The sequence below is a fragment of the Stenotrophomonas sp. 22DLJC03 genome, assembly GCF_056861405.1.
The window spans coordinates 897,863-917,448 of record NZ_JBSPUG010000001.1 but is presented as its reverse complement, the minus strand read 5'-3'; the positions used below and the strand labels follow the sequence as shown (position 1 = coordinate 917,448).

General features: G+C 66.0%; 12 protein-coding genes. 7 read left to right on the top strand and 5 right to left on the bottom strand.

All coding sequences use genetic code 11. From position 1 onward, the window contains the following. Positions 1-48: 48 nt before the first annotated feature. The 3 genes from AC13GA_RS04260 to AC13GA_RS04250 all read right to left on the bottom strand — a co-directional run bounded on the left by AC13GA_RS04260 (position 49) and on the right by AC13GA_RS04250 (position 5,697). A complete protein-coding gene (locus AC13GA_RS04260; RefSeq protein ID WP_136638364.1) occupies positions 49-1,278 on the bottom strand; it encodes a DUF819 family protein in 1,230 nt (409 codons plus the stop codon). A 130-nt stretch (positions 1,279-1,408) separates the two neighbouring features. Next, positions 1,409-3,487: a S9 family peptidase gene (locus AC13GA_RS04255; RefSeq protein ID WP_482997586.1), complete on the bottom strand. Its 2,079-nt coding sequence runs from the start codon at positions 3,485-3,487 to the stop codon at positions 1,409-1,411. 245 nt (positions 3,488-3,732) lie between these two features. Then, on the bottom strand, positions 3,733-5,697 hold the full coding sequence (locus tag AC13GA_RS04250) for an OPT family oligopeptide transporter (RefSeq protein WP_004148011.1): 1,965 nt from the start codon (positions 5,695-5,697) through the stop codon (positions 3,733-3,735). Positions 5,698-5,899: 202 nt separating this feature from the next. On the opposite strand from AC13GA_RS04250, the gene AC13GA_RS04245 reads away from it, so the two are divergent. Together AC13GA_RS04245 and AC13GA_RS04240 are read left to right on the top strand one after the other, a co-directional pair. Then, positions 5,900-7,048: an acetyltransferase domain-containing protein gene (locus AC13GA_RS04245; protein ID WP_482997585.1), complete on the top strand. Its 1,149-nt coding sequence runs from the start codon at positions 5,900-5,902 to the stop codon at positions 7,046-7,048. A gap of 89 nt (positions 7,049-7,137) precedes the next feature. Then, positions 7,138-8,892: a peptide MFS transporter gene (locus AC13GA_RS04240; RefSeq protein ID WP_426354021.1), complete on the top strand. Its 1,755-nt coding sequence runs from the start codon at positions 7,138-7,140 to the stop codon at positions 8,890-8,892. A 55-nt stretch (positions 8,893-8,947) separates the two neighbouring features. On the opposite strand, the gene AC13GA_RS04235 is transcribed toward AC13GA_RS04240, so the two are convergent. Both AC13GA_RS04235 and AC13GA_RS04230 read right to left on the bottom strand, forming a co-directional pair. After that, positions 8,948-10,936 carry an alpha/beta hydrolase family protein gene (locus AC13GA_RS04235; protein WP_136638365.1) on the bottom strand — a complete coding sequence of 663 codons (1,989 nt, stop codon included), beginning with the start codon at positions 10,934-10,936 and terminating at the stop codon, positions 8,948-8,950. Positions 10,937-11,115: 179 nt separating this feature from the next. Continuing rightward, positions 11,116-11,751 carry a LysE/ArgO family amino acid transporter gene (locus tag AC13GA_RS04230; protein ID WP_099480437.1) on the bottom strand — a complete coding sequence of 212 codons (636 nt, stop codon included), beginning with the start codon at positions 11,749-11,751 and terminating at the stop codon, positions 11,116-11,118. A 137-nt stretch (positions 11,752-11,888) separates the two neighbouring features. Between AC13GA_RS04230 and AC13GA_RS04225 the strand changes: the two genes are divergently transcribed. The 5 genes from AC13GA_RS04225 (at position 11,889) to mdcA (ending at position 19,585) form a co-directional block, all read left to right on the top strand. Continuing rightward, entirely contained in the window at positions 11,889-12,794 is a 906-nt protein-coding gene (locus AC13GA_RS04225; RefSeq protein ID WP_046985233.1) for a LysR family transcriptional regulator ArgP, read from the top strand. Positions 12,795-12,977: 183 nt separating this feature from the next. Next, positions 12,978-13,424 carry a GNAT family N-acetyltransferase gene (locus AC13GA_RS04220; RefSeq protein ID WP_046985232.1) on the top strand — a complete coding sequence of 149 codons (447 nt, stop codon included), beginning with the start codon at positions 12,978-12,980 and terminating at the stop codon, positions 13,422-13,424. Positions 13,425-13,619: 195 nt separating this feature from the next. Further along, positions 13,620-15,320 carry a malate dehydrogenase (quinone) gene (mqo, locus tag AC13GA_RS04215; protein ID WP_426354024.1) on the top strand — a complete coding sequence of 567 codons (1,701 nt, stop codon included), beginning with the start codon at positions 13,620-13,622 and terminating at the stop codon, positions 15,318-15,320. 269 nt (positions 15,321-15,589) lie between these two features. Continuing rightward, on the top strand, positions 15,590-17,785 hold the full coding sequence (locus AC13GA_RS04210) for a TonB-dependent siderophore receptor (protein ID WP_482997584.1): 2,196 nt from the start codon (positions 15,590-15,592) through the stop codon (positions 17,783-17,785). A 156-nt stretch (positions 17,786-17,941) separates the two neighbouring features. Next, positions 17,942-19,585, top strand: coding sequence for a malonate decarboxylase subunit alpha (gene mdcA / locus AC13GA_RS04205; RefSeq protein ID WP_428709253.1), 1,644 nt, complete (start codon positions 17,942-17,944; stop codon positions 19,583-19,585). Position 19,586: the final 1 nt, after the last annotated feature.

The window sequence follows — 19,586 nt, the reverse complement described above, 5'->3', positions numbered from 1 at the left end:
AACCAGTGAAGCATCACCTGGTTGCCGGCCAGCGGCCGGCACTACCCATCAACCCTGCCCCGCCAGCGCGCGCAGGGTGATGCCGACGATGTAGGCCAGGTAAGTGCCGGTGGCATAGCCCATCGTGCCCAGCAGCACACCCACCGGTGCCAACGCCGGATGGAACGCGGCCGCCACCACTGGCGCCGACGCGGGTCCGCCGATATTCGATTGCGAACCGATGGCGAAGTAGAAGAACGGCACTTTCAGCAGCTTGCCCAGGCACCACAGCAGCACGATGTGCACGCTGATCCAGATGATGCCAAGCAGGAACAGCCACGGGCGGTCCAGCAACGCCAGCAGATCCATCTGCATCCCGATGCAGGCGATCAGGAAATACAGCAGCAGCGAGCCCAGCCGCGAGGCACCCGCGCCTTCCAGCGTGCGTGCGCGGGTGAAGCTCAGGCTCAGGCCCAGCGTGGTCGACAGTACCACCACCCAGACAAACGGTGCGTCCAGGCTGAACTGCGAGGCCCAGCTGACGTTGAGCTTGAACCATGCCGCCAACGGCGCACCGATCGCATGCGAGAGGCCGACGCCGCCGAAAGCCACCGCCACGATCAGCATCAGGTCGGTCAGGCTGGGAATGCGCTCGTGCTCGGCCTGGAAGCGCGCGATGCGCTCCTTCAGCTCATCGATCGCCGAGGTATCGGCACCACTGCGCGCGTCGATCTTCGCCGCGCGCCCAGCAAGGAAAATGAGCGCCGCCATCCACACATAGCCCACGCCGACATCGACCACCGCGAACTGACCAAACGTGGTGGCGTTGACGTCGAACACTTCGCGCATCGCCAGCATGTTGGCACCGCCGCCGATCCAGCTGCCCGCCAACGCGGCCATGCCGGCCCAGGTATCGCCGGCCACGGTTTCCGGATGCACGGCGCGCATCAGCAGGAAGGCCACCACCGCACCGAGCATGATGCTGGCCGAAGCGCCCAGATACATCAGTACCAGCTTCGGGCCGAGCCGCAGGATGCCCTTGATGTCCACCGCCAGGGTCAGCAGGATCAGCGCCGCCGGCAACAGGATGTCGCGCGCGATCGGGTTGTAGAGTTTGGTGTTCTGGCCGTCGATCAGGCCGACGGTGTTGTAGATGCCGGGAATCAGGTAGCACAGCAGCAGTGCCGGCACGAAGGTGTAGAAACGCTTCCACAGCCCCTGCTCGCGCGAGGCGGTCCAGAACACGGCGCCGAGGGTGGCGGCGATCAAACCGAAGACGACGATGTCGTTCTGGATCATGCAGGTGCTCTGGGTAGTGCCGGTCGCTGGCCGGCAATCTCGTTCAGGTGGGAAGCAGCAAGCGGTTGCCGGCCAGCGGCCGGCACTACCAGAAAGCAGAGCGCCGCCCCGGAGGGCGGCGCTGCAGTCATCAGTTGCCGATGTGCTGCTTCAGCCAGGCATTGACGGTGTCATGCCACAGGATGCTGTTGTTCGGCTTCAGCACCCAGTGGTTTTCATCCGGGAAGTACAGGAACTTCGATTCGATGCCCTGGCGCTGGGCGGCGGTGAACGCGGCCAGGCCCTGCTCGACCGGGATGCGGAAGTCCTGCTGGCCGTGGATGACCAGGATCGGCTTCTTCCAGTCCGCCACGTGGTTGACCGGGTTGAACTTCTCGTAGTTCGCGGCCTTCTGGTACGGCGTGCCGCCCTGCTCCCACTCGGTGAACCACAGTTCTTCGGTGGCGTAGCCCATCATGCGCTGGTCGAACACGCCGTCATGGTTGACCAGGCACTTGAACGGGCTGTTCCAGTTGCCGGCGATCCAGTTGACCATGAAGCCGCCGTAGCTGGCGCCCAGTGCACAGGCCTTGTCGCCGTTGAGGAAGGAGTACTTCTTCAGCGCGGCGTCCCAGCCCTTCTGCAGATCTTCCAGCGGGCGGTCGCCCCAATGCTGGCTGATCGCATCGGTGAACGCCTGGCCGTAGCCGGTGGAACCGTGGAAGTCGATCATCACCACGGCGTAGCCCTGGCCGGCGTAGGTCTGCGGGTTCCAGCGGTAGCTCCAGCCGTTGCCGAAGCTGCCCTGCGGGCCGCCGTGGATCAGGAACGCAACCGGGTAGGACTTGCCTTCCTGGTAGTTGTGCGGCTTGACCACATAGCCGTGGACGGTGTCGTTGTTCCAGCCCTTGAACTCGAACTGCTCGTAGTCGCCGAAGGACACGTCCTTCAGCACCTCGCCGGCGGCGGGGGTCAGCGCGCGCAGTTCACCGATGGCTTCGCCTGCGGTCGGCAGCAGACCCACCAGCACCTGGTCGATGCTCTTCAGACTGTTGCGGGTGATCGCCACGCTGGTGCCGGCCACGTCCACCGAGGTCACGCTGCCGTCGCCGATCAGCTTGGTGGCCTTGCCGCTGGCCACGTCGATCTGGAACAGCGGGTGTTCGCCGAGGTCATCGGCGGTGGTGTAGATGCTGCTGCCATCGGCGGACAGGGTGATGCCGCCCGCCGAACGATCCCACTGCGGCGCGATCTCGCGGGTCTTGCCGCTGGACACGTCCATCGCCATCAGGCCGAAACGGTCGGCCTCGAAGCCCGGGCGCTTCATCGCACGGTAGAACAGCGTCTTGCCGTCGGCGCTGAACACCGGGCCGGCATCCCAGGCGGGGTTGGAGGCGGTCAGGTTGACCGGTGCCTGCTTGCCCGCAGCGTCGAAGCGGTACAGGTCGAAGTTGGTCGACCACGGCTCCTGCTTGCCGGCCACGCGGATGCTGGCCACCACGCTGGCGCCATCCGGCGACCACGCGAAATCATCGTTGCCACCAAACGGCTTGGACGGCGCATCACCATCGATGGTCGCGCTCAGCGCCGAGGCGCCCTTGACCGCACCGGCCTTGCCTGCCGGCAGCGGCGCCACGAACAGCGTGTTGCGGCGGCCGTCGTTCCAGGTATCCCAATGGCGCACGAACAGCGAATCCCACACCTGGCCGCTGGCCTTGGCGTCCTTCTTTTCCTTCAGCTTCTTTTCGGTGCAGGCCAGGTCCGAGGCGCAGGCCTGGAACACGCCGGCACTGAACAGCACGCGGTCGTCCTGCGGCGACACGTGGTAGCTGTCCACGTCCACCGGGAAGTCAGTCAGCTGGCGCGGGGTGCCGCCGCTGATCGGCTGCGCGTACAGCTGCTGGCTGCCGTTCTTGGCGCTGAGGAAGTACACGGTCTGGCCATCGGCCGACAGCGACGCCGAGTTGACGTTCCAGCCGGCCGGGGTGATCTGCTTCGGCGGCGCTGCATCGCGGGTACGCAGGTTGCGCGCGAACAGTGCGGTAGAGGCCTTCAGGTTGGCGTCCACGCTGCGCTTGGCGAACACCACGGTGCCGCCGTCTGCGGTCAGTACCGGCGCGGAAACGCGGTCCATGGCCACCATGTCGCGGACTTCCAGGCCACGGGCAGCGGCAACGCTGGGCAGGGCAGCCAGCAGGCTCAGTGGCAGCAGGGCATGACGCAGTTTCATCGGGGTCTCCGCAGGACGGCAAAAAACCGATGTTAGGCCCGTGCGGGCGGGGCTGCCAAGGCCATCGGTCATGGCCGCCGGCGGCGGTTGGCCGCGCCGCCACAACGAGCAAACCCCGCCGAGGCGGGGTTTGTGGGGGGACGCCGGGGTCGGATCCGATTCCGGAGGAATCGGCTCTGACCCCAGACGCTGCCAGCATGGGGTCAGAGCCCTTCCCTGCGGGAAGGGATCCGACCCCATGGCCCTTACGCCACGGCGCGCTTGCCGGTGCGATAGATCAGCCAGCCGACCAGAAACAGCACGGCCAGGCCGATCCACTGCGCGGCCGGCAGGTGGAACGGCACGGCCAGCACGTCGGCGCGACTGCTGACCACGATCGGCACGGCGATGGCGATACCCATCAGTGCCTCGCCGGTGATCAGGCCGGCAGCGAACAGCACGCCCGGCTTGTGCACGCGGTCGCGGCCTTCTTCATCATCGGCGCGCACCTTGTGGAAACGCTCGACCAGGTAGGAGATCAGGCCGCCGAGGAAGATCGGCACCATCAGCTCCAGCGGCAGGTAGATACCGATCGCGGCGGCCAGCACCGGCACGCGGAAGCGCGCGTTGCGCGACTTGAGCCAGCTGTCGAAGGCGATGATGGCCGCACCGACCACTGCACCGATGCCGATGAAGGTCCACGGCAGTTCACCACCGAACAGGCCCTTTGCGACCGAGGCCATCAGGTTGGCCTGCGGCGCGGCCAGCGCGTTCGGGTGCAGCTCGGACTTGACGCCGATGCCATAGGCGGTGGCCAGCAGGTTCAGCACCGGGGCCATGATCAGCGCGCACGAGAATGCACCGATGCCCAGCATCAACTGCTGTTTCCAAGGGGTCGCGCCGACGATGTAACCAGCCTTCAGATCCTGCAGGTTGTCGCCACCGACGGCGGCGGCGCAGCACACCACCGCGCCGATCATGATTGCGGCCACCGCACCCAGCGGTGCGCCGAAGGCACCCACCGGCTGCAGGCCATCCTTGCCCAGCAGCAGCACCAGCACCGCCGAAGCAAACAGGATGGTGGAGATGGTGATGCCCGAGACCGGGTTGTTGGACGAACCGATGAGGCCGGCCAGATAGGCCGACACCGACACGAACAGGAAGCCGGCGACGATCATGATCAGGGTCATCGGGATCGACACGTGCCACTGGCCGACGATGGCCTGGTACAGCGCCAGCAGCGGCAGGGTGAACACCACCAGGGCCACCAGCATCCACTTCATTGGCAGGTCGCGTTCGGTGTGCGCCAGTACCGGACCACCGCTCTTGCGGGCAGCGGCAAAGCCACTCTTGACCCCGTTGAGCAGCGACTTGCGCAGCGAGATCAGGGTCCAGATGCCGCCGATCAGCATCGCGCCGACACCCAGGTAGCGCATCTTCGCGCCCCAGATGGCGAACGCCGCCTCGGTGGAGGATGCGGTAGCGACCGAGGCGGCCAGGCCCGGATCGGTGTTCATGAAGAACGCCTGGTAGATCGGAATGGCGATGTGCCAGGTCAGGATCGAGCCGGACACCACCACGATGCCGACGTTCAGGCCGACGATGTAGCCCACGCCCAGCAGCGCCGGCGACAGGTTGGTGCCGATGAAGGCGGTGACCTTGGAGCTGCCGACGTAGGCCGAGGTAGCCCAGGCATCGGGAATCAGGCGCATGCCGCTTTCCGCGGCCAGCTTGACGAAGGCACCGATCACCGCCGACAGGCCGAGGATCTTCAGGCCCGGGCCCGGGTTCTCACCGGCCTTGAGCACTTCGGCCGCGGCCTTGCCTTCCGGGAACGGAAGCGGGTCTTCAACGATCATCGAGCGCCGCAGCGGCACCGAGAACAGCACGCCCAGCAGGCCGCCGAGACCGGCGATGCCCAGCACCCACCAGTACTTGAAGTCCGGCCAGTAGCCCATGATCACCAGCGCGGGGATGGTGAAGATGACACCGGCGGCGATCGACGAGCCAGCCGAGGCACCGGTCTGCACGATGTTGTTTTCAAGGATGGAACCGCCACCCAGCAGGCGCAGCACGCCCATGGAAATGACCGCGGCGGGAATCGCGGTGGCGATGGTCAGGCCTGCGAACAGACCGAGGTAGGCGTTTGCGGCCGACAGCACCACCGCCAGCACGATGGCAAGGACCACCGCGCGGAAAGTGAGCTGCTTGGGCGCAGCGTCATGGTTCATGAAAGCCCCTGCTGGCAAAAAATCCCTGCCACGCTAGCGTTCAGGCTCCGGCAAGTCCAGCGTGCCAAAGGATGGGGCCCGATGCTGCGGTGCGATGGACCCGCACGTGCACGGGCAACCGACCGATGCAGCAAAGCCGGAGTGGGCATGAACTCAATTGATATGTTATATCTTTCTGTTGCCCCTTCACATCCTGCATCGCATGCCCCCTTCCCCCGCCCCGCGCCTGGCCTCCATCGACCAGCTGCGCGGCACCGTGATGCTGCTGATGCTGCTCGACCACGTCCGCGAGACCTTCTTCCTGCAGTACCAGGTCAGCGACCCGATGGATGCGTCCACGGTCTCTCCCGCCCTGTTCGCCTGCCGCCTGCTGGCCCACCTGTGCGCGCCGGCGTTCGTGCTGCTCACCGGCCTGTCGGCCTGGCTGTACGGCCAGCGCCAGCCGGATCCACGACGGGCCACGGCCGCCTTCCTGCTCAAGCGCGGCCTGTTCCTGGTGGTGCTGGAACTGACCCTGGTCAACTTCGCCTGGACCTTCCAGCTGCCGCCGGACACGTTGTACCTGCAGGTGATCTGGGCTATCGGCCTCAGCATGATCGCGCTGGCCGGCCTGCTATGGCTGCCGCGCCCGGCCTTGCTGGTGCTGGCAATTGCGCTGGTGGCCGGCCATGACCTGCTCGACGGCGTGCGCGTGGAAGGCAATGGCGCGCTGGCAGTACTGTGGAAGGTGCTGCACCAGCGCGACTGGATCGAGGCCGGGACACTGCGATTGCGCACCTCCTACCCGGTGCTGCCGTGGATCGGGGTGATCGCCCTGGGTTACCTGATGGGACCGTGGTTCGCCCGCGAGCGCGCGCCGGAGCAGCGGCGGCGCTGGCTGTTCTGGGCCGGTGCGGGGGCGCTGGCCCTGTTCGCATTGCTGCGCTTCGCCAACGAATACGGCGATTCCCCCTGGCAGTACCAGACCACCGCGCTGCGTACCTGGCTGAGCATCTTCAACGTCACCAAGTACCCGCCGTCGCTGCAGTTCCTGCTGTTGACGCTGGGCGTGGGCCTGCTGCTGTTGCGCCTGTACGAATGGCCGCCGTTGGCACGTGCGCTGCAGCCATTGGCCGATATTGGTGCAGCACCGATGTTCTTCTACCTGCTGCATCTGTATGTACTGAAGGGGCTGTACCTGGCGGCGCTGGCGGCCTGGGGCCCGACCCACGGCGAGCTGTATGCGCTGGATTCGGTCAGCGGCCTGCTGCTGGTGGCCTGTGCACTGGCGGTGGTGATGTATCCGCCGACGCGGGCGTTCGCGCGGTTCAAGGCACGAAGGCGCGATCTGGCGTGGCTGCGGTACCTGTGACTCCGTTCGCCGGGCATGGCCCGGCGCTACCGGGTGCGGCGCCGGTTACGGGCCTATAATCGCGCCCTTTCCTGCTGTCCCTGCCGTCGATGACCGTTGCCGCTACTGCTTCCAACGACTTCCTGGGCCATCCCAAGGGCGTCTACGTCTGCTTCTTCACCGAAATGTGGGAGCGCTTCTCCTTCTACGGCATGAAGGCGCTGCTGCTGCTGTATCTGACCAAGTACCACCTGTTCGGCGACAAGGCCGGCCTGGACCTGCTCGGTGCCTATGGCGGCCTGGTGTACTGCATTCCGGTGTTCGGCGGCATGCTGGCCGACCGCTGGCTGGGCATGCGCCGGGCAGTGCTGTTCGGCGGCATCCTGCTGGTGCTCGGCCATCTGGGCATGGCCTTCGAGGGTCACGCCGCCTATCGGGTCAACGGCGAAGTGGTGCGCGATACCTCGGCACTGGGGGTGACCTACCTGTCGCTGGCGCTGATCATCATGGGCGTCGGCTTCCTCAAGCCGAACATCTCCACCATCGTCGGCAAGCTGTACGCCAAGGACGACCCGCGCCGTGATTCGGGCTTCTCGCTGTTCTACGCCGGCATCAACCTTGGCGCGCTGTTCTCGTCGCTGGTGTGTGGCTTCCTCGGCGAGGCCTACGGCTGGAAGTACGGTTTCGGTGCAGCCGGCATCGGCATGCTGGCCGGCCTGGCAATGTTCCTGTGGGGCCAGAAGTACCTGCAGGGCCATGCCGAACCGCCGCAGCCGGCCGCGCTGAAGCAGAAGGTGCTGGGCCTGCCGCGCGAATGGCTCATCTATCTGTGCGCGGTGCTCGGTGTGCTGCCGGTCGCGTGGCTGATGTGGGCGGCCGGCAACGGCGCGTTCGCGCTGGGCGGTGAAATCAGCCTGGCGCTGATGCTGATGCTGGTGGTGCTGGGCGGCGTACTGGTCTGGTTCGCCTGGTTCACCGGCAGCAAGTGCACGCCGGTACAGCGCCAGCAGATGATCGCGCTGATGGTGCTGATCTTCATGGCGCTGGTGTTCTTCACCATGTACGAGCAGTCCTACGGCTCGTGGGTGACCTTCACCGACCGCCTGCTGACCAAGGACATCGTGCCCTCGCTGGTGATCACCGGCGGCACGCCGCTGCCGTGGTCGATCATCTCGCTGCTGCTGGCGCCGCTGGGCTTCGTGGTCAGCGCGCGCCTTTCCGAACAGCGCCCCGGCTCGACCGCACCGCGTGCGTTCTTCATCGGCATCGTTGCGCTGATGCTGGTGCTGCTGGTGCGCGACTGCCTGGTGATTCCGCAGACCGCCGGTTCGCTGACCTACCTGGGCGGCCTGTTCCTGGTGCTGCTGGCACCGGCCTTCGCGGCGTTGTGGACCTGGATGGACCGCCGCGGCTGGGAGCCGGGCAAGCCAGTGAAATCAGCGTGGGGCCTGGTGATCGGCGCGCTGTCGTTCGTGCCACTGGCGCTGGCCGCACAGCAGGTCGGCGCCACCGGCGAGATGGCCAGCGTGTGGTGGCTGGTGCTGGCCTACTTCCTGCTGGCCAGCGGTGAGATGTGCCTGTCGCCGGTCGGCCTGTCGGCGGTGACCCAGCTGGCCGTGCCGCGGGTGATGAGCCTGATGATGGGCACCTGGTTCCTGGCCACCGCATTCTCGGAGACGCTGGCCGCGCTGTTCGGCAAGCTGGCCGCGATCGAGGTGCCAGAAGGCGAATCGCTGGACATGGTGGCCGCGGCCGGCGCCTATGCCCACCTGTTCTGGCTGCTGATGTGGATCGGCCTGGGCTGCGCGGTGCTGGCCTTCATTGCTGCGCCACTACTGAAGCGGATGATGCACGGGGTGAAATAATTTCCGCGCGTGTGGAAAGCCAGGGCGGCGGATCGAGCATCCGCCGCCCTTTGCGTCAGGGCGCCTTGTCCTTGCCGGCCGCGGGTGCGGTGGTCGCGGTCTTGCCGCCCAGGCTGCGCGACAGGAAGGCCAGCAGCTTGCCGTAGTACTCGCTGCGGTGGGCCTCGGTGTAGAAGCCATGGCCCTCTGTCTTGTAGTACAGGCTTTCCACCGGGGTACCAGCGCGCTTGAGCGCTGCTTCCATGCGCTCGGTGTGCTGGATCGGCGCGCGCTTGTCTTCGCCACCCGCTGCGAGGAACACCGGTACCTTGATCCGCTCGGCCAGGTTCACCGGCGAGACCGCGCCCAGCTTGGCCGGATCTCCCAGCCATTCGCGCAGGTAGGTCACACCTGAACCGCGGTCCTGGATATCGCCGCGGGTGTACATCATCGGCAGGTCGTAGACACCGACATAGCCGGCCGCGCACTGGTACAAGCCTGGCTCGCGGGCAGCGCCCATCATCGCCGAGTAGGCCCCGTAACTGGCGCCATAGATGCAGATGCGACGGCCATCGGCGATGCCCTCGGTGATCGCCCAGCGCGTGGCATCGGTGACATCGTCCTGCATCGCCGCGCCCCACTGCTGCGCACCGGCCTGGGTATGCGCACGGCCATAGTTGCCGGAGCCACGGAAATTGACCTGCAGCACGGCATAACCGGCAGCGGCCAGCATCTGCGTCTCGCGGTCGTACTGGCCCGAATCGAAGATGTCGAAGGGGCCGCCATGCGGCATCACCACCATCGGCAGGTTGCGCCCATCACTGCCGGCCGGCAGGGTCAGGAAGCCATGCAGCGGCAGTCCGTCGCGAGCCTTCAATGCAACCGGGCGCACGCTGGCACTGCGGTCCACATCGATCCACTCACTGCGGCTGATCAGGTGCTCGGCCTTGCGTGCCACCGTATCGTACAGATAGAAATCGCCGGGGTTCGCGCCCGACCAGGTCTCCACCAGCACAACGCGACCATCGCGGGTACTGGAGGTGATGTAGACCGCGCTTCCGAATGCCGCCTCCAGACTGCGGTACAGGCGCGCCTCGGCCGAACTGTCGTCGAAGAAGCGGGTCCGCGGCTTGTCCCCGAGGTACAGCGCACCCACGGGCACATGGGTCCCGGGTCGATGGATGATCCGGTACGGATTGACCACCTCGTCGCGCAGCAGCGTCGCGCGCTCACCGGTCTGCGGATTCCAGCTGACGATCGCGTTGGGCCCTTGCGCCTGCTCGACATTGAGATAGGCCAGGCCGTCACCAGCGGAGAAACCGATGGCGGTTTCGATGCGCTTGCTGACCGCTTCGTCATTGATCAGCTTCCAGTTGTCGCCGGAACGCTCACGGAAGTAGAGCTTGTTGACGTTGTCACTGCCGGCGCCGTGCACGAAGCGGACTTCGCCGGCACCATCGGTGGTGAACTCGCCACGCCGTACCGGCGACGACGCCACCCGCGAGCGACGGCCGCTGGTCACGTCCATCCGATCGACACGGGTGAAGGGGTCTTCGGCAAGCGGCCACACGGTAACCAGCACATTGCGCTCGTCGCCTGGCAGGTCATCGGCCAGGAATGCGGCAACGGCCTCCACCTTCTTCGGCTGGATCAGGGTGCCCGGCCCCTTGCTTTCCACCCGATAGCCGACCAAGAGCTCGCCGCGGTTGCCATTGGCATTGATCGCGTACAGCTCGCCAGTCGGGTTGGGCTGGTCAAGCGAACCCCACTTCTGGGCCAGGCCGATCAGCAGGCGCTCGTCGCTGACCCAATCGAACTGGTAGGCGTGATTCTTGTCCGGTGGCCGGAAATTGCCGACCATCTGCTTGTCCTTGAGGCGCAGCACCACGATCGCGGTGGCATCCTCCAGCGGCACGGTCGCCGCGACGTACTCGCCGGTGGGTGAAATCTTGATGTCGGTGAAGGCTTCCTGCCGCACGTACTGCGACAGATCCACCGCACCCACGCTGCCCATGGCAACGCACCCCAGAGCGGCCAGTGCAGCCGCCAACATCGTCCTGCGCATCCTTCCCCCTGCTCCTTCGGACACCTTGTCCTGGTCGCCGATTCTAGGCAGGCCCCGATGCTTCCCGCCAGAGGTGGACGAAGCGGCCCCACAAAAAACGACGGCACCGTTGCCGGTGCCGTCGTTACCACTACCTTGGAGAGAGAGTCAGGACGTGGGTTCGGGGGGCGTGCGCCGGGTCAATGGACCCCGCGCACCGCCAGAGTGAGGGCCAGGATGCTGAGGATCACGGCGATGGTGCCATCCAGCACGCGCCAGGTGCTGGGCTTGGTGAACAACGGTGCCAGCAGGCGCGCGCCGAGACCCTGCGCGGTCAGCCACAGGCAGCTGGCGGTGACCACGCCGGCCGCGAAGGCCATGCGGGCATTGCCGAAGTTCTCGGCGATCGAACCGATCACCATCATGTCCAGCCAGAAGTGCGGATTGATCAGCGAGAAACCGACTGCGGCCATCAGCACCGCGCGGCGGCTGCCGTCGTCGCTGTCAGCCTCGCCCATGCCGCCGCCACCCGCGATCGCACGGCGTGCCGACTTCATCGCGTACCAGACCAGGAACGCGACACCGGTCCACAGCACTGCGGTGGTCAGCCACGGCAGCGCCGAGGTCAGCGTGCGCAGGCCGGCCACGCTGGCGAAGATGAAGATGGCATCGATGGCCGCGCAGGTGGCGACCACCGGCACGATGTGCTTGCGCAGGATGCCCTGGCGCAGAATGAAGGCGCTCTGGGCCCCGACCACGGCGAACAGGCCGATGCCGGTGGCTGCACCAGAGAACCAGGCACCGAGGCCGGTGCTGGCGGAGATGACCGAGAACATGGGATTCACTGCCTTTACTTGCTTGGGGGACGGTGCCTCGCGAAGGCGGACAGCACCGGAACTGGCGCCATTGTCGCGCCGCAACATTAAAAAGACGAGCTAAACTTACTAATCCAACATTAGCGGAGCTTAATTCGATGCGTATCGACCATGCCCAGCTGCGCGCCTTGGCTGCAGTGATCCGCGAAGGTAGCTTCGACCGCGCCGCGCAGTCGCTGAATGTCACGCCGTCGGCCATCTCGCAGCGGGTCAAGGCACTGGAGGACAGAGTCGGCCGCCTGCTGGTCAAGCGTGGCACTCCGGCCACCGCCACCGCCGAGGGCCAGGTGCTGGTGCAGCTGGCCGAACAGACCGCCCTGCTTGAGCACGATGCGCTGCACCGGATGGGCCTGGCCGACGAGGACCTGCCGCAGGCCAGCATCCCGGTGGCGGTGAACCATGACAGCCTGGAAACCTGGTTCCCGCAGGCGGCCTTCCAGTTCGCGCAGAGCACCGGCACCACCCTGGACCTGCGCGTGGAAGACCAGGACCACACCGTCGAACTGCTGCGCCAGGGCACCGTGCTGGGTGCGGTGACCACCCTGGACGAGCCGGTGCAGGGCTGCCAGATCCATGCGCTGGGCAGCATCCGCTATGCCGCCACCTGCACCCCGGAGTTCCGCGAGCGCCATTTTGCCAAGGGTGTGACCGCCCAGGCCCTGGCCACGGCACCGGTACTGGTGTTCAACCGCAAGGACGATATGCAGTCACGCTTTGCGAGGCGCATGGCCGGCGACGACCTGCCCAGCACCGCACCGACCTGGTGGATTCCCTCCACCCGTGCCTTTGTGCAGGCCAACCTGGGCGGCATGGGCTGGACCATGAATCCGCTGCCGCTGGTGAAGCGGCATCTGGACGCAGGACGCCTGGTCTACGTTCGCCAGCGCGCGTGGGAGGACGTGCCACTGTACTGGCAGCACTGGAAGGGTGACGTGCAGACCATGGCGCTGCTGACCCGCGCCGTGCTGGAGGCGTCGTCGGCGCTGGTGCGGCGCAAGCGCTGATGAAGAGCCACCCAAAAGGGGACGGAGGGAACTAAGTCGCTTAAGACCCAAATGACATCCGGGACAAAGACGACTTAATCCCCTCCGTCCCCTTTTTGCTCCATCGGATCTCCACGAAACCTCCACATCCGGTCCATGCGCGATGCGGATACTGATCGGCCAATCACTACAAGGATGTCCTGCATGCCCGTCTCCGTGCGCGATGCCCACCCCGACGATGCCGCCGCCTGCATCGACCTGCGCGGGCGTACCCGCGAGAACGCCTTCAGTGCCGCTCAACTGGCAGAACTGGGCATCACCGAGCAGAGCTGGGCCGCAGGCATCGCCGAAGGCGATTCGATCGGTCGTGTTGCCTGGGAAGGCGAGCGCATGGCCGGCTACTGTTTCGCCGACCGCGACAGCGGCGAGGTGCTGGTACTGGCCCTGCTGCCGGACTACGAAGGCCGTGGCATCGGACGGCAGCTGCTGCAGGAAGTGGTCAGCCTGACCCGCGACGCCGGCCACCAGCGCCTGTTCCTGGCCTGTTCGGCAGACCCGCGTTCGCGCTCTCACGGGTTCTACCGCCGCCTGGGCTGGCGCCCGACCGGTGAGATCGACGACGCCGGAGACGAGATTCTGGAGCTGGTCTGATTGAAGGCGTCGCCAGGCATGGCCTGGCGCTACCAGGTGAAGGTGCCGCGAAACGCCGGATGCTGCGTTGCATCAAAAAAGGACCAGAAGCGGTTAAAATCCGCGACTGGATGGCGCAACGCCTTGTTTCTTCACGTCCTTTCGCGTTCCCTCGCGCATCCTGACCCCCTCCCCTCCGCCAACGATCCCGCCCCCATGAAGAAATTTGGCAAGGTTCTGCTCGCCCTGCTCGTGCTGCTGTTGCTGGCCGCCGCACTGTTCCTGTACTGGCCGCTGACCAAGCGCTCGGTGCCCGCCGCCAGCAACGACAAGCCCGTCGACGTTGTACTGGTCGGCGCCGGCATCATGAGCATCACCCTGGCCACCTACCTGCAGGAACTGCAGCCGGACTGGAACATCCAGATCTACGAACGCCTCGACGGCGTCGCCGGTGAAAGCTCCGACGGCTGGAACAACGCCGGCACCGGCCACTCGGCCTTCGCCGAACTGAACTACACCCCGGAACTGCCCGATGGCAGCATCGAGACCAAGCGCGCGGTCGGCATCGCCGAATCGTTCGAGGTCTCGCGCCAGTTCTGGTCGCACCAGGTGAAGGAAGGCCGGTTGAGCCAGCCCAGCGACTTCATCAACCCGACCCCGCACATGAGCTTCGTCTGGGGCGATGACAACATCGCCTACCTGCACAAGCGCCAGCAGGCCCTGGTGAAGAACCCGCTGTTCTATGGCATGCAGTACTCCGAGGATCCGGCACAGATCAAGCAGTGGGCACCGCTGCTGATGGAAGGCCGTGATCCGAAGCAGAAGGTTGCCGCGACCTGGATGCCGCTGGGCACCGACGTCAACTTCGGTGTGATTACCCGCCAGCTGACCACCGGCCTGCAGCGCAGCCCGAACTTCAGCCTGCACCTCAACCACGAAGTGAGCGCGCTGCGGCAGAACGCTGACAAGAGCTGGAACGTGACGGTGAAGGACCTCAAGGCCGGCACCGAGTCCACCACCCACGCCCGCTTCGTGTTCATCGGTGCCGGTGGCGCCGCGCTGAAGCTGCTGCAGATGTCCGGCATTCCGGAATCGAAGGACTACGCCGGCTTCCCGGTCGGTGGCCAGTTCCTCGCCTTCCAGGGCCAGGACGTGACCTCGCGCCACGGCGTGAAGGCCTACGGCATGGCCGAAACCGGTTCGCCGCCGATGTCGGTGCCGCACCTGGATGCTCGCAAGCTGGACGGCAAGCCGGTGGTCCTGTTCGGGCCGTTCGCGCTGTACAGCACCAAGTTCCTCAAGCACGGCTCGTGGTGGGACCTGTATTCTTCGGTCAACCACAACAACGTCGGCCCGATGCTGGAAGTGGGCAAGGACAATCTGGACCTGGTGCAGTACCTGATGGCCCAGGCACGCTTGAACGATGCTGATCGCCAGGCCGAACTGGTCAAGTACTTCCCCAATGCCAAGCCGGGCGACTGGAAGCTGGTGACCGCCGGCCAGCGCGTGCAGATCATCAAGCGCGATCCGTTGAAGGGCCCGGTGCTGCAGTTCGGTACCGAGATCGTGACCGACAAGGACCACACCATCGCCGCCCTGCTCGGCGCTTCGCCGGGTGCGTCGACCTCGCCGCCGATCATGCTGGACCTGATGGCCAAGGCCTTCCCGGACCAGATGAAGGCCGGCTGGGAAAGCCGCCTGCGCGAGATCGTGCCGTCGTACGGGCGCAAGCTCAACGACAGCGCGGCGCTGGTCAATGAGATCCGCACGCTGACCAGCCAGAGCCTGCACCTGCCGTACCTGGAGGTGCCGGTGGACGCCAATGCGGCGGCGCCGGCCCCGGCGGTCGCGCCGGCAGCGGTGCCGGCACCGGCCAAGGAAAAGCGCAACGCCAACGAGGAACTGCAGGCGCTGTAAGCCCGGCAGATTCCCTGCAGCAGACACGGACGGCCACCCTCGGGTGGCCGTTCGCGTTTGCAGGGATCCGACCCCCAAACGGGCGCTGCTGCATGCCGGGAAGCCTCTGCGCAATGACGAGAATTGTAATGTTGTTAAGAATTATTTACATTTGCGTCCTGCGCAGTGACCGCGCCTCTCCCAGATGGACCTGCCGTGCCCGAAGCCGCCGCCCCGGGTGCTGGACGACTGCTGCCGCCCCCTTCCCGTCTCCGAGCTTCGAACCCGCCATGTCCCTGACGTTCCGTAATCGCCTGCCCCGCCGTGCGCTGCTGCCGGCTGCCCTGCTGTCCTCGCTCGCAGTGGTCGCGTCTCCGGCGTTCGCCGAGGCCGCCGTCGATGGTGCTGCCGATGCCAAAACCCTGGACCGGGTCAGCGTGCGCGCCGAAAAATCCGCGCCTCCGGCCAGCACCACCCGCCTGCCGATCACCCTGCAGGAAACCCCGCAGTCGGCCACCGCGATCAGCCTGAAGCGCCTGCAGGACGAATCGCTGTTCAGCATCAACGATGTGATGCGCAACGTCACCGGCGTCAGCGTGTCCTTCTATGACACCCAGCGCCCGCTGTACTACGCGCGTGGCTTCGCCATCACCGACTTCCAGGTCGATGGCATTCCCACCTACAGCGGTTCGACCAACCAGGAATACGACACCGCCTTCTACGACCGCATCGAAGTGATCCGCGGCGCCAACGGCCTGCTCAGCGGTGCCGGTGTGCCGTCGGCCACGGTCAACCTGCTGCGCAAGCGCCCGGGCAAGGAGTTCGACGCCTCGTTCTCGGTCAGCGCCGGCAGCTGGGACTATCGCCGCATGGAAGCCGACGTGACCGCGCCGCTGACCGCCGACGGCCGCTTCCGCAGCCGCGTGGTCGCCGCCTATACCGATCGTGGCCTGTACTACGACCGCTACGACGAAAACAAGATGGCCGGCATGGCGGTGCTGGAAGGCGACGTCACCGACAGCACCACCCTCACCCTCGGCTACCAGAGCCAGGACAACAACCCCACCGGTTCGACCTGGGGCACCGTGCCGTTCTTCGACAACCAGGGCAATTTCGCGCACCTGCCGCGTTCGACCAACCTGTCGCCGAAGTGGAGCTACTGGAAGCGCGAGAGCAACACCGCCTTCGCCAACCTGGAACAGCGTTTCGGCGACAACTGGCTGTTGAAGATCAACACCGCCTACACCCGCGGCAACGTGCAGAACGTACGTCTGTACGGCACCGGCAACCCGGACCCGGTGACCGGCTCGGGCATCTACCTGCGTGCCGCTGCCGGTGATTCCAAGGACACCCGCCGCAATGTCGATGCCTACCTGACCGGCAGTTTCCCGCTGTTCGGCCGCGACCACGATGTCACCCTCGGTGCGCAGTGGTCGGATCTTGAAGGCACCACCAACACGCTCGCACTGAACTTCCCGACCGACTGGGCGCGCTGCGGCAGCGACCGCTGCTACTACATCCCCAACGTGTACAGCTGGAACGGCGACATCTCCGAGGTGACCTACCGCCGCACCGGCGCGCGCCGCGTGGCCAAGACCACGCAGAGTGGCGTCTACCTGGCCACCCGCCTGCGACTGGCGGATCCGCTGTCGCTGATTGCCGGTGCACGCCTGAGCCGCTGGGAAACCCTCAGCCGCTCGTACAACTCGACCGGGGCCTACACGGCCACCAGCGGTGCGTACAAGGTCAGCGACGAAGTCACCCCGTACGTAGGCCTGGTCTACGACATCACTCCGAACGTCTCGGCCTACGCCAGCTACACCGAGATCTTCAATCCGCAGAACTTCAAGGACCGCAACGAGAACCTGCTGGCACCGGTGCAGGGCTCGAACCTGGAAGCAGGCATCAAGACGCAGTGGCTCGATGGCCGCCTGACGGCTAATGCCGCCGTGTTCGAGGCCAAGCAGGACAACTACGCGGTGCGTGATATGAGCGTGCCGGACGGTTCGCTCAGCGATGGCACCTCCGCCTACATCGGCATCAACGGCACCAAGGCCCGCGGCTGGGAGATGGACGTCAACGGCGAGATCCTGCCGGGCTGGACGGTCAACGCCGGCTATACCCACGTCAAGGTCACCCGCGCCGCCACCGACCTGCTGTACGCCAACCCGCCCAAGGACCTGCTGCAGCTCAACACCCAGCTGCAGCTGCGCGGCGCGCTGGAGCGCCTGAGCATCGGCGGTGGCCTGCAGTGGCAGAGCAAGGTGCAGGGCTACAACATCGCCTACCCGTTGGGCGGCACGGTCACCGTGAACCAGCCGGCCTACATGCTGGTGCAGTTCAACGCCAACTATCGCATCAGCGACAACTGGACCGCGACGCTGAGCGTGCGCAATGCGCTGGACAAGACCTACTGGGCCAACCTGGACTACAACAACTACGGCGAACCACGCTTCGTGTCGGCCAGCCTGCGCTGGAAGTTCTGAGGGGCCCGCGAACCGGTGGGTGCCGACCGTTGGTCGGAACACCCCAACCCTGAATGGGCCCGCCTCCGCGCGGGCCCTTCTTTTTGCTGCATTGCGGGTTGCACGCCCGCTCGTAATTATGGCGTAATTATCTCAACGCCAATCGGAAGCCGGTCGATGAACCCGAGCTGGGATACGTTGGAACGCAGCCGTCAGGCGCGCCTGGAGCGTGCTTCGCCCTGGGCACGCGGCCATGAGGTCGCCGCCGCCGACGTCGGCGAGCTGCTGCACGCACTGCTGGAGCCGGGCGACAAGGTCTGCCTGGAAGGTAACAACCAGAAGCAGGCCGACTTCCTCGCCCAGTGCCTGGCCGACCTCGATCCCGCGCGGGTGCATGACCTGCACATGGTGCAGTCGGTGCTGTCGCTGCCCTCGCACCTGGATGTATTCGAGCGCGGCATCGCCTCGAAACTGGACTTCTCGTTCTCCGGCCCGCAATCGGTGCGGCTGGCGAATCTGGTGGCCGAAGGACGCATCCAGATCGGTGCCATCCACACCTACCTGGAACTGTTCGGCCGCTACTTCATCGACCTCACGCCGCGCATGGCGCTGGTCGCCGCGCAGGCGGCGGACCGCCACGGCAACCTCTACACCGGCCCGAACACCGAAGACACCCCGGTGATCGTCGAGGCTACCGCGTTCGGTGGCGGCATCGTCATCGCCCAGGTCAACGAGATCGTCGACACCCTTCCCCGCGTCGACATTCCGGCCGACTGGGTCAACTTTGTGGTGCAGGCGCCGAAGCCGAACCACATCGAACCGCTGTTCACCCGCGATCCGGCACAGATCTCCGAGATCCAGGTGCTGATGGCGATGATGGCGATCAAGGGCATCTACGCCGAGTACGGCGTGAACCGCCTCAATCATGGCATCGGCTTCGACACCGCCGCCATCGAGCTGCTGCTGCCGACCTACGCCGAATCGCTGGGGCTGAAGGGAAAGATCTGCCAGCACTGGGCGCTCAATCCGCACCCGGCGCTGATTCCGGCCATCGAATCGGGTTTCGTCAAATCGGTGCACTCGTTCGGTTCGGAACTGGGCATGGAGAAGTACATCGCTGCGCGCGGTGATGTGTTCTTCACCGGCGCCGATGGTTCGATGCGCTCCAACCGCGCGTTCTCGCAGACCGCAGGGCTGTATGCCTGCGACATGTTCATCGGCTCCACCCTGCAGATCGACCTGCAGGGCAACAGTTCCACCGCAACGCGCGACCGTATTGCCGGTTTTGGTGGCGCACCCAACATGGGCTCGGATGCACGCGGCCGCCGCCATGCCAGCGACGCCTGGATCAAGGCGGGCCAGCAAGCCGCGCGGCCGGGCGAGATGCCACGCGGACGCAAGCTGGTGGTGCAGATGGTGGAAACCTTCCGCGAGCACATGGCGCCGGCCTTCGTCGACCGCCTCGATGCCTGGGACCTGGCCGAGCGCGCGGCCATGCCGCTGCCGCCGGTGATGATCTACGGCGACGACGTCAGCCATGTACTGACCGAGGAAGGCATCGCCAACCTGCTGCTGTGCCGCACTCCTGAGGAGCGCGAACAGGCGATCCGTGGCGTGGCCGGCTACACCGCAGTGGGCATGGGCCGCGACCGCGCGATGGTGGAGAACCTTCGCGACCGTGGCGTCATCCGCCGTCCCGATGACCTCGGTATCTCCGTGCGCGATGCCAGCCGCGATCTGCTGGCCGCACGCTCGGTGAAGGACCTGGTTCGCTGGTCCGGCGGACTGTACGACCCGCCCAAGCGCTTCCGCAACTGGTAAG